The sequence below is a fragment of the Sedimentitalea nanhaiensis DSM 24252 genome, from assembly GCF_000473225.1.
GTDB classification, from domain to species: domain Bacteria; phylum Pseudomonadota; class Alphaproteobacteria; order Rhodobacterales; family Rhodobacteraceae; genus Sedimentitalea; species Sedimentitalea nanhaiensis.
The window spans coordinates 1,075,913-1,089,209 of the sequence record NZ_KI421509.1 but is presented as its reverse complement, the minus strand read 5'-3'; the positions used below and the strand labels follow the sequence as shown (position 1 = coordinate 1,089,209).

Genomic DNA, 13,297 nt, shown 5'->3' with positions numbered 1-13,297 from the left:
GACAAGATCGACATTTCAAACATGACTCCCGAGCAGGCAGAGATCGAACTGGCCGGGTTGGCCGAGTTGTTGAAGACGGCGAACGATGCCTATTATCTGGCAGATTCGCCTCGGATGTCCGATGCCGAGTTTGATGCGCTCAAAAGACGCAATGCCGAAATCGAGGCGCGCTTCCCCGAACTGAAACGCGCGGACAGTCCAACCGAACAAATCGGCGCACAACCCGGTGAGGGATTCGCCAAGGTCACGCATGCGATGCGCATGCTGTCGCTGGGGAATGCGTTCGAAGACGCGGATGTGGCAGGGTTTGATGCCGGCATCCGCAAATACCTGGGGCTGCCTGGGGCTGCGCCGATGGCCTATACTGCAGAACCCAAAATCGATGGCTTGTCCCTGTCTTTACGCTATGACTCCGGTGTCCTGATCCAGGCCGCCACCCGCGGGGATGGGGTCGTGGGCGAAAACGTCACCGCAAATGCCAAAACCATCGCCGACATACCCACCCGCTTGAAAGGCGCACCCGATGTGCTGGAAGTGCGCGGCGAAGTGTATATGTCGCATCCGGATTTTGCCGCGTTGAACCAGCGGCAAGAGCAAAACGGCGGCAAGCGGTTCGCCAACCCGCGCAATGCAGCCGCCGGATCGCTGCGCCAGCTCGACGCGGAAATCACCCGGTCGCGGCCGCTGCGCTTCTTTGCCTATGCCTGGGGAGAGACCTCGACACCGCTGGCAGAAACGCAAATGGGTGCGATTGAACGGCTTGGCGCATTGGGCTTTGCGATAAACCCGTTGACCGTGCGTTGCGATGGCCCGGAACAGATGCTGGAGCACTATCGGCGGATCGAGGAACAGCGCGCCACGCTGGGGTATGACATCGACGGGGTGGTCTATAAGGTGGATGATCTGGCTTTGCAGGCCCGTCTGGGGTTCCGCTCGACCACACCACGCTGGGCCATCGCGCACAAATTTCCGGCCGAGCTGGCCTGGACGCGGCTGGAAGCCATCGACATTCAGGTCGGACGCACCGGTGCGCTCAGCCCGGTGGCGCGTTTGACGCCGGTGACGGTGGGTGGGGTTGTGGTGTCCAATGCCACCCTGCACAACGAGGACTATGTCGCCGGACGCGACGCCAAGGGCGGCGAGATCAGAGATGGCAAGGATATCCGTGTCGGCGACTGGGTACAGGTTTACCGCGCGGGGGATGTGATTCCCAAGGTTGCGGATGTGGACCTGTCCAGGCGCCCAGCCAATGCGCGCCCGTATGAATTCCCGACAAAATGCCCGGAATGCGGCAGCGATGCGATCCGCGAGGAGGGGGATGCTATTCGCCGCTGTACGGGTGGGGTGATCTGTCCGGCCCAGGCGGTTGAAAAACTGAAGCATTTCGTTTCGCGTGGGGCTTTCGACATCGAAGGATTGGGTGCCAAACAGGTCGAACAGTTTTATCAGGATGGCTGGATTCGCGAACCTGCCGACATTTTCACTCTGCGGGACCGCTATGGAGACGGCATGCAGCAATTGAAGAACCGTGAAGGTTGGGGCGAAAAATCGGCTGATAACCTGTTTGCGGCCATCGATGAAAAGCGGTCTATCCCGCTGGGTCGGCTGATCTTTGCCCTGGGGTTGCGCCATGTCGGTGTGGCGGCGTCGAACCTTTTGGCGCTTCATTACGGCACATGGCAGGCGTTTGAATTGGCAATGACTGCGGCGACGGAAACAGAGAGTGCGGAATACGCGGATCTTTTGTCGATCGACGGGGTCGGATCCGTTATGGCGAAGTCCCTGGTCACCGTCTTTGCGCAGGAAAACGAGCGCGCCTCGATCGACCGGCTGGTGGCGCATCTTTCGGTGCAGCAGGCGCAGCGCCCCGATACATCGGGCAGCCCGGTTGCGGGCAAGACGGTGGTTTTCACCGGCACGCTCGAAAAGATGACCCGCGCCGAAGCTAAGGCCCGGGCCGAGGCGATGGGGGCCAAGGTCGCCGGGTCGGTTAGCGCCAAGACCGACCTGCTGGTGGCGGGGCCGGGGGCCGGATCCAAGGCCAAGAAGGCGGCAGAGCTGGGTATCGAAACGCTGGACGAAGACGGCTGGCTGGCCCTGATCGGCGCAGCATGACAGGTCGTCCGGAACAGTTGTTTCCGCTGTTCGCGGAGCTTGAGACGCTGGACGGCGTGGGCCCCAAGACAGCCAAGCTGATGGCGCAGGTCGATGTCGAAACGCCGCGCGACCTGTTGTTTTCGTTGCCCTACGCGGTGATCGACCGGCGGCGGCGTGACACGATACGTGGGGTCGATTTGCCAAAGACCCTGACGGTTGAGGTGACCGTAGGCGCACACAATCCGCCGCGCACACGCGGGGGGGCCTATCGCATTCTGGTCGAAGATGCCCAGACGGATTTTCAGTTGGTGTTCTTTCATGCCCGATCCGAATATCTGAACCGGATTTTGCCGCAGGGCGCAAAACGGGTTGTTTCGGGTAAACTGGAACTGTTCGACGGTATGGCCCAGATGGTGCACCCGGACCATATGTTGCCGCCAGAACAGGCCGCCGAGATCCCGGAATTCGAGCCGGTTTATCATCTGACCCAGGGTGTAACCCAAAAAACCATGTACAAAGCGGTGCAAGCTGCACTGGCGCGATTGCCGGATCTGGCAGAGTGGATTGATCCGAAACAGCGGAACAAGGAAAGCTGGCCGACCTGGTCCGACGCCGTGCGCAGCGCCCATGCACCAACCGGGATGGACGACATCAGCCCGTCCGCCCTGGCGCGCGCGCGCTTGGCCTATGACGAATTGATGGCCCATCAACTGACCCTTGCGCTGGCCCGGCGCCGGGAACGCAAGGCGCGCGGAATTGCCAGTATCGGCACCGGAGATCTGCAACGTAAGGTATTGAAAAAACTTCCCTATACGCCAACGGGTGCACAGTCGCGCGCGATTGAGGAGATCGCTGCCGACATGGCCGCGCCCGAGCGGATGAACCGACTGTTGCAGGGCGATGTGGGGGCGGGGAAAACCCTGGTTGCTTTTCTGGCGCTGCTGGTCGCAGTCGAGGCCGACGGGCAGGGGGTGATGATGGCGCCGACTGAAATTCTGGCGCGGCAGCACCTGGACGGGTTGCGACCTCTGGCCGAAGACGCTGGCGTGGTTCTGGAAATCCTTACCGGGCGCGACAAGGGCAGCGATCGGCAGGCAAAGCTGGCAGCCCTGGCCGAGGGCCGGATCCAGATCCTGGTCGGAACCCATGCCGTATTTCAGCCTGATGTGGCGTTTCGCGACTTGCGGCTTGCCATTGTCGATGAACAGCACCGGTTCGGGGTGCGCCAGCGAATGGAGTTGGCGCACAAGGGGCAGGGCGCGGATGTGCTGGTGATGACGGCCACGCCGATCCCGCGCAGCCTGGCGCTTGCGCAATATGGCGACATGGATGTGTCGGTGCTGGACGAAAAGCCGCCGGGCCGCAAACCGATCAAGACGGCTGTGGTCAGCACCCAGCGGATGGACGAGGTTGTTGGCCATCTGCGGCGGGCGATCGACGAGGGTCGGCAATGCTATTGGGTCTGCCCGCTGGTCGAAGAATCGGAATTGGTTGATCTGACGGCGGCTGAGGACCGGTTCAAACATCTGCGCGCGATTCTAGGTGAGGGCGTCGTGGGGCTGGTGCACGGCCAGATGCTTCCGGCGGATAAGGATGCCGCGATGGCGGCGTTTCAGGCCGGGCAGACCAAGGTGCTGGTGGCGACAACGGTGATCGAGGTCGGCGTAAATGTCACCAATGCGACGATCATGGTGATTGAGCGGGCTGAAATCTTTGGCCTGGCACAGCTGCACCAGCTGCGTGGCCGGGTCGGGCGGGGCGAAGCGGACTCGACCTGTCTTCTGATGTATCAACCGCCTCTGTCCGAAGGCGGGCGGCGGCGGCTGGAAGTGCTGCGCGAAACTGAAGATGGCTTTGTGATTGCGGAAACCGACCTGTCGATGCGGGGGGCGGGGGATGTGATCGGCACTGCGCAATCCGGCCTGCCCCGGTTTCGAATCGCCGACCTGGAACGACAGGCCGCGCTGATGGCCGTGGCACAGTCGGATGCACGGGCCTTGCTGGCCGCCGATCCGGATCTGAACAGCGATCGTGGACGGGCTGCACGTGTTCTGTTGTGGCTGATGCGGCAGGATCGGGCGATCCGATTGATTTCAGTCGGTTAGGGATCTTTGTTCTATAAGGTTCGCAAATGTTCTTAAAAAGTTCTTTACATCGCGGCGGCAAAATGAGAACAAAGGGTCAACAAAGACTTAACGTTGACCGGGAGCAGACACATGTTCAGCCAGATCAAAACCACTCTTCACCGTTCTCAGGATACACTGCTGCAAGACGCGGCCGGGGCGTCGGCATTGATTGTGATGTTGCTGGTTGGGTTGCATCTGCCTGGGATCTTCTGACCCGTTTGACCGTTTCTGCCGGCGATCTCATGCCGGGCGCCTATGCATCTCGTCCCAATTCGATGCAAGGGTGACCTGTCTGTCCCTTCTCCAGAAAGCCATGCCTCTTGGTTTTTTCAGGCGCTCCGGACCCCACATGAGAGAGCTTTACTGCCGCCGCCATCCACCCGGGATGCGCGGCGGTTTTTTTAGGCGCAGTTGGCCTGTTCCGCCTTTTCCATCGCTTCGGCTGTGGCGTCCAGCGCCAGCAGGATCGAGGCATGGCGGTTCTTGTAGTCGCGCGCGGGCATCAGAACCTCAAGCCCGTCAAATGGAGCATCCGGCGCAGGCCCATCCGCCTTGAGCATGGCCGTTAGCTGATCGCGCGCGGTTTCCACCTGGTTCCGCGTGGTTCCGATGATTGCGCCGCCCACAACCGAGGCCGCGGCCTGACCAAGGGCGCAGGCCTTAACGTCCTGACCGAAATCGGTGATTCGGCCATCGTCGACCTTGACGTCGACGGACACGGTCGAGCCGCACAGGGGCGAGCGTTTCTTGACCGTAGCATCGGGGTCGTCCAGCCGGTCGAGATGCGGAATATCCGCAGCCAGCGCCAGAATGCGGGAGGAGTACAGCTTGATCAGATCGGTTTCGCCGGACATGGCTTTTCCTCTTGCGGTGTTCCCCATACATAAGGCGGCAACGCGATGATGCAAAAGGTTTTCCGCCATGTCCTTTGAACCCGATACCTTGGTCTATAACGAGGCGGGGCTGATCCCGGCCATCGCGCAGGATGCCGAAAGCGGCACGGTTCTGATGATGGCCTGGATGAATGCCGAAGCGGTCCGACGCACGCTCAAGACCGGGCGGGTTACCTATTGGTCGCGCTCGCGCCAGACATTCTGGGTCAAGGGCGAAACCTCGGGGCATATTCAGGAACTGGTCGACTTTCGACTTGATTGCGACCGCGATTGCCTGCTGCTGACTATCCGGCAGACCGGCCCGGCCTGCCACACCAATCGGCGCAGTTGTTTTTATACCGCGGTGCGGGAGGGGAACGAGGTCGAGTTGATGGCGCCGATGGGGTAAAAGGCCCTTTGGGCCATGCCTTCGGCGAGAGTATGTTCCGCAAAAGGAAGCGGTGGATCAGAGCCCGACCCACTTGCGGATGTCAGCCCGGGTGGCGCCCTGCTCACGGTAGGTTGCGATAGCGCGGGCGTCGTCACGCTTGGCCAGCCGTTTGCCATGCTCATCGCGGATCAACCGGTGATGATGGTAGGCCGGTGTGGGGAGTTTCAGCAGAACCTGGAGCAGAACCTGTAGTGGCGTGGTGTCAAACAGATCGGCCCCGCGGATCACGGTGGTGATGTCCTGACGTGCATCGTCGATCACGGCGGCCATGACATAGGATACCGTTTCGATTTCCTTGCGCCCCAGCACTGGATCTCCGGTGTGGGTCACAAGCTGTTGTGCTGTGATCGTATGTTCGCCCGGTTGAACGGAGCCGGTGTCGACAAAGGTCAGCGGGAGCCGATCCGCGACAGCATCCAACGCCCGCGCCATGTCAAGGCGCAGAGCATCGCCGGGTTTGCGGCTGCTCATGTCTCGCCCCCGGCAGGTGCCGGGATAGACTGGCGCGCGGGCGACGCCCTCTTGCGGGGCCGAGAGGGCCGCGCGGATATCGCTGCGACGACAAGAGCAGGGATAGATTAGACCCCGGGCAGCCAGTGTCATCAGCTCTGCGTTGTACCGTTCCAGATGCTCTGATTGGCGCAAAACGGGCGTTTCCCAAGCCAGTCCCAACCACGCAAGGTCATCATAGATCTGCGTCTCCCAATGCGCACGCGCCCGGGCCGTGTCGGTATCTTCGATGCGCAACAGGAACCGCCCCTGCGCGGCGCGTGCCATGTCATACGCCAACAGTGCCGAATAGGCATGACCCAGATGCAGCGGGCCGGTCGGAGACGGGGCAAATCTGGTAGTGAATATCACGTTTTCTCAACAACGTAGACATTGGCGTTCAGATCGATCCCCGGCAGGTGCTCGCCATATTCCTTGAACAGCAACCGCGCGTGACCACTGTCCAGCCAGCTGTGCATCTTGGCCTCGTTGACCGGATCCGCCAGTGCGTGATCGTTGAACGAAAACACGAACCGTCCACCGCAGGCGAGTCCCTTCATGAGGGTGTCGAACACCGAAATCGGTGCGGCACCGGCACCGATCACGCCGATGGCGGCGATGGCGGCATAGGTGCCCGGCGCGTGGCTCAGCGCCGCATCGGCGTCGATCCGGGTCAAGGTACGATACAGCCCCTTTGCATGGGCCTTTTCCAGCATCTCGGCGGACAGATCGACCCCGTCCACGGTGGTGAATCCGGCAATCCGCAGCGCCTGCCCGGACAGCCCGGTGCCACACCCAAAGTCCAGGATCGGCCGCGTGTTGTCCGATATCTGATTCGCCAGCGCCCCGGCGCAGCGGCCCGGCGTTGCATAGCCATTGGTGGCGATTTCGGCGTCATAGCTGGCGGCCCAGTCGTCATACAACTGGCGGGTGCTGGCCGCGTCGCGGACCCCGTAGGCCCTGTTCAGGAATCCATCACTCATACCGTCAGACTAGGATGCCAAATCAGGCCACGTCCAGTGCCGTCTGCTCCAGCCAGCCCAGCCAATCCGCCTTGGCGCGGTCTGTATAGGCTTGATAGCGGTCTTTGCGTCCGCGACGCCCGCCCTTGAGGCCCTGAACCGGAGGGAACAGGCCGAAATTCACATTCATCGGCTGAAATGTCTTGGCCTCGGCCCCGCCCGAGATGTGGGTGATCAGGGCTCCGGACGCGGTGGTGCCCGGCGGGGTCGCAACTGGATGGCCCAAAATTTCGCCCGCGGCCATGCGCCCGGCGAGTAATCCCATCGCTGCGCTTTCCACATACCCTTCGACGCCGGTAATCTGACCGGCAAAGCGGACATTGGGCCGCGATTTCAGCCGCATCTGCCCGTCCAGCAGGGTGGGAGAATTCAGGAACGTATTGCGGTGGATGCCGCCCAGGCGGGCGAAACTGGCGTTTTCCAGCCCCGGTATCATCCGCAGCACCTCGGTCTGGGCCCCATATTTCATCTTGGTCTGAAAACCGACGATATTGTACAGCGTGCCCAGGGCATTGTCGCGGCGCAGCTGTACCACGGCATGGGCCTTGACGTCGGGCTGGTGCGGGTTGGTCAGACCGACAGGTTTCATTGGCCCGTGGCGCAGGGTTTCGCGCCCCCGTTCGGCCATCACCTCGATCGGCAGGCAGCCATCGAAGTAGGTGGCGGTTTCGCCTTCGTGGAATTCGGTTTTATCCGCCGCAAGCAGCGCGTCGATAAAGGCCTCGTATTGGTCGCGGTCCATCGGGCAGTTCAGATAGGCAGTGCGCTCGGCTTCGGTTTCGCCCTTGTCATAACGCGATTGCATCCAGGCCCGGCTCATGTCGATGCTGTCGAAATAGACGATAGGGGCGATGGCGTCGAAAAACGCCAGCGCTTCGGCCCCGGTTTCGGCGGCAATCGCCGTGCCCAGCCCGGCCGAGGTCAGCGGGCCGGTGGCAAAAATCCAGTTGCCGTCGTCGGGCAGGGTGGAGATTTCTTCGTAGGATACGGAAATGCGCGGGTGGGCCATCAGCCGTGCGGTTACGGTTTCGGCAAACGGGTCGCGATCCACCGCCAAGGCCCCGCCGGCAGGCAGGCGATTTTGGTCGGCACAGGACATGATCAGTCCGTTCGCGGCGCGCATTTCCCAATGCAGCAGGCCAACGGCGTTCTGCTCGGAATCGTCCGATCGAAACGAGTTGGAACAGACCATCTCGCCCAGATTTCCGGTCTTGTGGGCAAAGGTTTCAACCTTGGGGCGCATCTCGTGAATCACCACGTCGATGCCCATATGTGCCGCCTGCCAGGCCGCTTCGGAACCGGCCATGCCGCCGCCGACGATATGTAAGATGTCGCTCATATCAGGCGATGTAGGGCACAGCCGCCTGCGACGCAATGTTTGGATGGGGTCTTTACGGACATTCCGGGTCACTGCTGCCGGACGGACGATTTGGCCCCCATCGCGCCGGATTTGTCCGCGCTACGATCTATTGCGACCAGTCGGGCGCGCGTTTCTCGATGAAGGCGGCGATGCCCTCTTGGGTATCGCGGTACATCATGTTTTGCACCATAACGTCGCCGGTATAGGCATAGGCCTGCTCGAGCGGCATTTCCAATTGCTGATAGAACGCCTGCTTTCCGATTTTGACCGCCGCACCGAGTTTCGCTGCCAGGGTCTCGGCCAGTTCGGTGGTGGCTGTCCCGAGTTCCGATGCGGGAACCGCGCGATTGATCAGGCCCAGAGCCTCGGCCGCGGTGGCGTCGATAAAAGTGCCGGTGGTCAGCATTTCGAACGCCTTCTTGCGCGCGATGTTGCGCGACAGGGCCACCATCGGGGTCGAGCAGAACAGGCCGATGTTGACGCCATTGACGCCGAATTTAGTATCCTCTGCGGCGATGGCCAGATCGCAGGTGGCCACCAACTGACATCCCGCTGCGGTGGCAATGCCATGAACCTGGGCGATCACCGGTTGGGGCAGGGACCGGACTGACAGCATCACCGCCGCGCAGCGGTTGAACAGGTCGGCAAAATAGGCTTTGCCGCCGTCCTCGGACTGCCGGCCGGCGGTCATCTGTTTCAGGTCATGTCCGGCACAGAAGGCCTTGCCCGCCCCCGACAGGATCACGGCCCGGATCTGCGAATCCTCCCTGAGGTTGTCGAATTGCTCCTGCAGCGCGGCCAGCATCTCGTCGGACAGCGCGTTCAATCGCTCGGGAGAGTTCAGCCGCAGATGTGCTATGGCACCTGTGTCGTTACGTTCCAGAATTGTCATCTTGCCCTCATCTTACTTTGGGGCAACGTTACCGCCGAACCGGAGCGGAGGATAGTATGGACGCCAAATTGACTGCACAGGAGATGATGGATTTCCTGCAAGAGGTGTTTCCGCAGGTCAAAGACGATTTTGCCATCGACCACATGGACGGCGAAACCGTGACCATGCGGCTATTGACCGCCGAGCGTCACCTGCGACCGGGCGGTACGGTGTCGGGCCCTTCGATGTTCGCGCTGGCGGATGTGACCGCCTATGTCGCAACCATGGCCCCCGTCGGTCGCGAGGCCTTGGCTGTAACGACCAGTTGTTCGATGGATTTCATGCGGAAACCCGAGGGCGGAGTCGATCTGATCGCCAAGGGGCGGTTGTTGAAACTGGGCCGCGCCCTGACCGTAACGGACGTGCTGATCTATTCCGAGGGGTCCGACAAACCCGTCGCCCGTGCCAGTATGACCTATTCGATTCCGCCGAACCCCGGCCGGGCATAAGGTATCGCCGCGCGGCCCTCCCTTCGTTGCGTGGCCGGTCGGCACTGAGACGGGGATTTACCGCCGAATTATTGGGGTATTATAATACCTTAATTTTAATCTTTTGTTTTTGAACGGAAAATCCTGAAAAACGCATCTTGACCCGCACTGCCGATAGCCTTAGATCCCGTCTATCGAATTCGGGCGGCTGCGCACGGCGGTCGCCTTTCACGTCAAACAGGAAACCCCTGCCATGAAAACCTTTTCTGCCACACCAGCAGATATCGACAAGAAATGGATCCTGATCGACGCCGAGGGCGTTGTTCTGGGCCGTCTTGCCTCGATCGTTGCCACGCGCCTGCGCGGCAAGCACAAAGCGTCGTTCACCCCGCATATGGACATGGGCGACAATGTCATCATCATCAACGCCGAAAAGGTGCAGATGACCGGCAAGAAGCGCGAAGAGCACTTCTATTGGCACACCGGCCACCCCGGCGGGATCAAGAGCCGCACCAAACAGCAGATCCTTGAGGGCGCACACCCCGAACGTGTCGTCGTGCAGGCGGTCAAGCGCATGCTGCCCGGCAACCGCCTGAGCCGTCAGGTAATGACCAACCTGCGCGTCTATGCGGGCACCGATCACCCTCACGAGGCGCAAAGCCCCGAAGTTCTGGATGTCAAATCCATGAACAAGAAAAACACCCGGAGCTGATGAGTCATGTCTGAAGAAATCAACACACTCGAAGACCTGAACCAGGTGGCTGGCATCACTGCGGCCACCGAGGTCGAACTGACCCCTCGCGAACCCGTACGCGACGAGCTGGGCCGGTCCTATGCCACTGGCAAGCGTAAGGACGCGATTGCCCGCGTTTGGATCAAGCCGGGATCCGGCAAGTTCCTGATTCGCGATAACAAGGGCGAATACATCGACTATACCAAGTATTTCGCGCGTCCCGTTCTGCAGATGATCCTGCGGCAGCCGTTTTCCGTGGCCGGTGTCGAAGGTGAATTCGACGTGATGGCCACGGTCAAGGGCGGCGGTCTGTCCGGTCAGGCCGGTGCGGTCAAGCACGGAATTTCAAAGGCGCTGCAGCTGTATGATCCGTCCCTGCGTGGCGCTCTGAAAGCCGCCGGCTTCCTGACCCGCGACAGCCGCGTTGTCGAGCGTAAGAAATACGGCAAGGCTAAAGCCCGTAAGAGCTTCCAGTTCTCCAAGCGTTAAGCTTAGGTATATTGCGCATATATCGGGCCGGGCAGAGCGATCTGCCCGGCCTATTCTTTTGTGCGCCGGGGTTTCGCCACGCGGTCATGATACCTAGGGAACGTCTGATCAACCGGTTCGGCTGCGCCGAGATTTTGGCTTGATGGTCTGGCAAGGCGTGAGACAGGTTGTTTGCGGCCGGTCAAGCGGCTTCAGGGCTGCCATTTCGGCGTTTTGGCGTATTCTGGGCGGACTCATCCTCATGCCATCAGCCTCCGTCGCACCAGAAACAGGTTCCCGAGTGCGAACAGCGTGAAGAGCTGGGCGCGGTTCTTGGCGAGGCCCCGGTAGCGGGTTTTCACGTGGGCAAACTGGCGCTTCACGATCCGGAACGGATGCTCGACTTTGGCTCTCACCATCGCGATCACCCGGTTGATCCGTTCGTCGAGGGAATGCAGCTTGCCACCCTTGGGCGCCTTGCGCATGACGCCCCAGAACTTGCCCGGTCCCGTGAACGCCGCCTCGCGCTCGGCGCTGACATAGCCCTTGTCGGCCCAGACCGAAGTTTCCTCGCCGTGCAGCAGGTCGTCCCAGACCTGGCTGTCGTGCAGTCTGGCGGTCGAGGTGTCCAGGCTGTGAACAACGCCGCTGTCCGCATCGACGCCGATGTGGGCTTTCATACCGAAATACCAGTCATTTCCCTTCTTCGTGGACGACATCTCGGGGTCGCGTGCACCCGCCTTGTTCTTCGTCGAGGACGGCGCGTCGATGATGGTCGCATCGACCAAAGTCCCCGAGCGCAGGGTGATCCCCTTGTCTGCCAGATGCGCGCTCACCTCCGCGAAAATCGCCTCAGTCAGCCCATGCCGTTCGAGCAGGTGGCGAAAGTTGAGGATCGTAGTCTCATCCGGAATGCGGTCGTCACCCAGCTCGATCCCGGCAAAGCGGCGCATCGCATCGCTGTCATACAGCGTCTCTTCTGCCATCGGGTCGCTCAGGGCATACCAATTCTGGAGGAAATAGACCCGCAGCATCATCTCCAGCGGCATCGGCGGGCGACCGCCCTTGGAGCCGACTTTCGGGTAGTGCGGAGCGATCAGCGCCAGCATGCGGCCCCAGGGCACCACCTCATCCATCTCCGCCAGAAACTGTTCCCGCCGCGTCACCTTCTTCTTCATCACATCGCGAAGACCGGGAAAAACAGGTTGCTTTGGCATCGGAACGGCTCCTTGGCGGGTTGCCTCAAGTCTACCAGATCACGCCAGAAGCGGCAGGTTTTTCAGATGTTCCCTAGATGATTGCGACCCGACTGGCAAAGGAGACCCCATGCAGTATTCCGTTCTCGATCTTTCCCCGGTTCCCGAAGGGGCGGATGCCAAGCAGGCCATTGCCAACACCGTCGACCTGGCACGCCATGCCGAAGGCTGTGGGTATCATCGCTATTGGATGGCCGAGCATCACAACATGCCGGGCATCGCCAGCGCCGCGACCGCGATCCTGATTGGCCATGTGGCGCAGGCCACCTCCAGCATGCGGATCGGCGCGGGCGGGGTGATGCTGCCGAACCACGCGCCGCTGGCCATCGCCGAACAATTCGGCACGCTGGCGAGCATCCACGGCGATCGGATCGATCTGGGCCTGGGGCGCGCGCCCGGCGGCGATCAGGCGGTTTACCGTGCGTTGAGGCGCGGCGGTGGCGATACATTTCCCGAGGATGTGGCCGAGTTGATCGGCTATCTGGACACGCCGCGCCCGGGGGCTGCGGTGCGCGCGGTGCCCGGAGAAGGCACCCATGTGCCGGTCTGGATATTGGGTTCGTCGCTGTTTGGCGCGCAATTGGCGGCGCATCTTGGCTTGCCCTATGCCTTTGCCTCGCATTTTGCGCCTGATGACCTGGAACAGGCGGTTCAGATATATCGCCAGCGATTCCAGCCCTCGGCCCAATGCCAAAGCCCGCGATTCATGCTGGCGGTAAACGTGTTCGCCGCAGATACGGATGAGCAGGGCGCCTATCTGCGCACCTCGATGCAACAGGCGTTTGCACGGTTGCGCACCGGCCAGCCCGGAAAGTTGCCGCGGCCCGTGGAGGATATCGACGCGACGATCGGCTCGCAGATGCGCCAGGGCGTCGACCATGCTCTGAGGATCAGTGCGGTGGGTTCGCCCCAGTCCGTAGAAAACGGACTCTCGACCCTGATCGAGATGTACAAACCGGACGAACTGATCCTGACCGGGCAGATCCACGATCACGCGGCGCGGGTAAAATCCTTTGGCATCGCCGCCGAGGTGATGGCCAATCTGAGCCGCGCGCATGCCTGAC

Annotated in this window: 14 protein-coding genes; 8 read left to right on the top strand and 6 right to left on the bottom strand. The window is 61.4% G+C overall.

From position 1 onward, the window contains the following. Positions 1-21 precede the first annotated feature (21 nt). The 3 genes from ligA to NANH_RS29555 all read left to right on the top strand — a co-directional run bounded on the left by ligA (position 22) and on the right by NANH_RS29555 (position 4,436). Complete coding sequence (gene ligA, locus NANH_RS0106925) at positions 22-2,115, top strand: NAD-dependent DNA ligase LigA (protein ID WP_175543430.1); 2,094 nt, start codon at positions 22-24, stop codon at positions 2,113-2,115. Further along, complete coding sequence (gene recG / locus NANH_RS0106920) at positions 2,112-4,202, top strand: ATP-dependent DNA helicase RecG (protein WP_027261365.1); 2,091 nt, start codon at positions 2,112-2,114, stop codon at positions 4,200-4,202. The genes ligA and recG overlap by 4 nt, the downstream gene beginning before the upstream one ends. 111 nt (positions 4,203-4,313) lie before the next feature. Beyond that, complete coding sequence (locus NANH_RS29555) at positions 4,314-4,436, top strand: hypothetical protein (protein ID WP_281171009.1); 123 nt, start codon at positions 4,314-4,316, stop codon at positions 4,434-4,436. 188 nt (positions 4,437-4,624) lie between these two features. On the opposite strand, the gene NANH_RS0106910 is transcribed toward NANH_RS29555, so the two are convergent. Further along, entirely contained in the window at positions 4,625-5,077 is a 453-nt protein-coding gene (locus tag NANH_RS0106910) for an iron-sulfur cluster assembly scaffold protein (protein WP_027261364.1), read from the bottom strand. Positions 5,078-5,144: 67 nt separating this feature from the next. Between NANH_RS0106910 and hisI the strand changes: the two genes are divergently transcribed. Then, the gene (gene hisI / locus NANH_RS0106905; RefSeq protein WP_027261363.1) at positions 5,145-5,504 is read left to right on the top strand and encodes a phosphoribosyl-AMP cyclohydrolase; all 360 of its coding nucleotides are present in this window, start codon (positions 5,145-5,147) and stop codon (positions 5,502-5,504) included. 57 nt (positions 5,505-5,561) lie between these two features. Here hisI and gluQRS read toward each other — a convergent pair whose 3' ends face one another. The 4 genes from gluQRS to NANH_RS0106885 all read right to left on the bottom strand — a co-directional run bounded on the left by gluQRS (position 5,562) and on the right by NANH_RS0106885 (position 9,309). Further along, the gene (gene gluQRS, locus NANH_RS0106900; protein ID WP_027261362.1) at positions 5,562-6,407 is read right to left on the bottom strand and encodes a tRNA glutamyl-Q(34) synthetase GluQRS; all 846 of its coding nucleotides are present in this window, start codon (positions 6,405-6,407) and stop codon (positions 5,562-5,564) included. Next, positions 6,404-7,018, bottom strand: coding sequence for a class I SAM-dependent DNA methyltransferase (locus tag NANH_RS0106895; RefSeq protein WP_027261361.1), 615 nt, complete (start codon positions 7,016-7,018; stop codon positions 6,404-6,406). Before NANH_RS0106895 ends, gluQRS begins: the two co-directional genes overlap by 4 nt. Positions 7,019-7,040: 22 nt before the next feature. Then, the gene (trmFO, locus tag NANH_RS0106890) at positions 7,041-8,396 is read right to left on the bottom strand and encodes a methylenetetrahydrofolate--tRNA-(uracil(54)-C(5))-methyltransferase (FADH(2)-oxidizing) TrmFO (protein ID WP_027261360.1); all 1,356 of its coding nucleotides are present in this window, start codon (positions 8,394-8,396) and stop codon (positions 7,041-7,043) included. A gap of 127 nt (positions 8,397-8,523) precedes the next feature. Then, complete coding sequence (locus tag NANH_RS0106885; protein ID WP_027261359.1) at positions 8,524-9,309, bottom strand: enoyl-CoA hydratase; 786 nt, start codon at positions 9,307-9,309, stop codon at positions 8,524-8,526. A 56-nt stretch (positions 9,310-9,365) separates the two neighbouring features. On the opposite strand from NANH_RS0106885, the gene NANH_RS0106880 reads away from it, so the two are divergent. The 3 genes from NANH_RS0106880 to rpsI all read left to right on the top strand — a co-directional run bounded on the left by NANH_RS0106880 (position 9,366) and on the right by rpsI (position 10,998). Beyond that, positions 9,366-9,797: a PaaI family thioesterase gene (locus NANH_RS0106880; protein ID WP_027261358.1), complete on the top strand. Its 432-nt coding sequence runs from the start codon at positions 9,366-9,368 to the stop codon at positions 9,795-9,797. 232 nt (positions 9,798-10,029) lie between these two features. Further along, positions 10,030-10,488: a 50S ribosomal protein L13 gene (gene rplM, locus NANH_RS0106875; RefSeq protein WP_027261357.1), complete on the top strand. Its 459-nt coding sequence runs from the start codon at positions 10,030-10,032 to the stop codon at positions 10,486-10,488. A 6-nt stretch (positions 10,489-10,494) separates the two neighbouring features. After that, entirely contained in the window at positions 10,495-10,998 is a 504-nt protein-coding gene (gene rpsI / locus NANH_RS25690) for a 30S ribosomal protein S9 (RefSeq protein ID WP_036049530.1), read from the top strand. Between the two features lie 239 nt (positions 10,999-11,237). Here the strand turns inward: rpsI and NANH_RS0106865 are convergent, their stop codons facing one another. Beyond that, a complete protein-coding gene (locus tag NANH_RS0106865; protein WP_036049083.1) occupies positions 11,238-12,194 on the bottom strand; it encodes an IS5 family transposase in 957 nt (318 codons plus the stop codon). A 109-nt stretch (positions 12,195-12,303) separates the two neighbouring features. Between NANH_RS0106865 and NANH_RS0106860 the strand changes: the two genes are divergently transcribed. Next, on the top strand, positions 12,304-13,296 hold the full coding sequence (locus NANH_RS0106860) for an LLM class flavin-dependent oxidoreductase (RefSeq protein ID WP_027261355.1): 993 nt from the start codon (positions 12,304-12,306) through the stop codon (positions 13,294-13,296). Position 13,297: the final 1 nt, after the last annotated feature.

Coding starts and splice junctions, on each gene's coding strand:
- NANH_RS0106885 (WP_027261359.1), bottom strand. CDS start 9,309: ATGACAATTCTGGAACGTAACGACACAGGTGCCATAGCACATCTGCGG.
- rpsI (WP_036049530.1), top strand. CDS start 10,495: ATGTCTGAAGAAATCAACACACTCGAAGACCTGAACCAGGTGGCTGGC.
- ligA (WP_175543430.1), top strand. CDS start 22: ATGACTCCCGAGCAGGCAGAGATCGAACTGGCCGGGTTGGCCGAGTTG.
- rplM (WP_027261357.1), top strand. CDS start 10,030: ATGAAAACCTTTTCTGCCACACCAGCAGATATCGACAAGAAATGGATC.
- NANH_RS0106895 (WP_027261361.1), bottom strand. CDS start 7,018: ATGAGTGATGGATTCCTGAACAGGGCCTACGGGGTCCGCGACGCGGCC.
- hisI (WP_027261363.1), top strand. CDS start 5,145: ATGTCCTTTGAACCCGATACCTTGGTCTATAACGAGGCGGGGCTGATC.
- recG (WP_027261365.1), top strand. CDS start 2,112: ATGACAGGTCGTCCGGAACAGTTGTTTCCGCTGTTCGCGGAGCTTGAG.
- trmFO (WP_027261360.1), bottom strand. CDS start 8,396: ATGAGCGACATCTTACATATCGTCGGCGGCGGCATGGCCGGTTCCGAA.
- NANH_RS0106865 (WP_036049083.1), bottom strand. CDS start 12,194: ATGCCAAAGCAACCTGTTTTTCCCGGTCTTCGCGATGTGATGAAGAAG.
- NANH_RS0106860 (WP_027261355.1), top strand. CDS start 12,304: ATGCAGTATTCCGTTCTCGATCTTTCCCCGGTTCCCGAAGGGGCGGAT.
- NANH_RS29555 (WP_281171009.1), top strand. CDS start 4,314: ATGTTCAGCCAGATCAAAACCACTCTTCACCGTTCTCAGGATACACTG.
- NANH_RS0106880 (WP_027261358.1), top strand. CDS start 9,366: ATGGACGCCAAATTGACTGCACAGGAGATGATGGATTTCCTGCAAGAG.
- NANH_RS0106910 (WP_027261364.1), bottom strand. CDS start 5,077: ATGTCCGGCGAAACCGATCTGATCAAGCTGTACTCCTCCCGCATTCTG.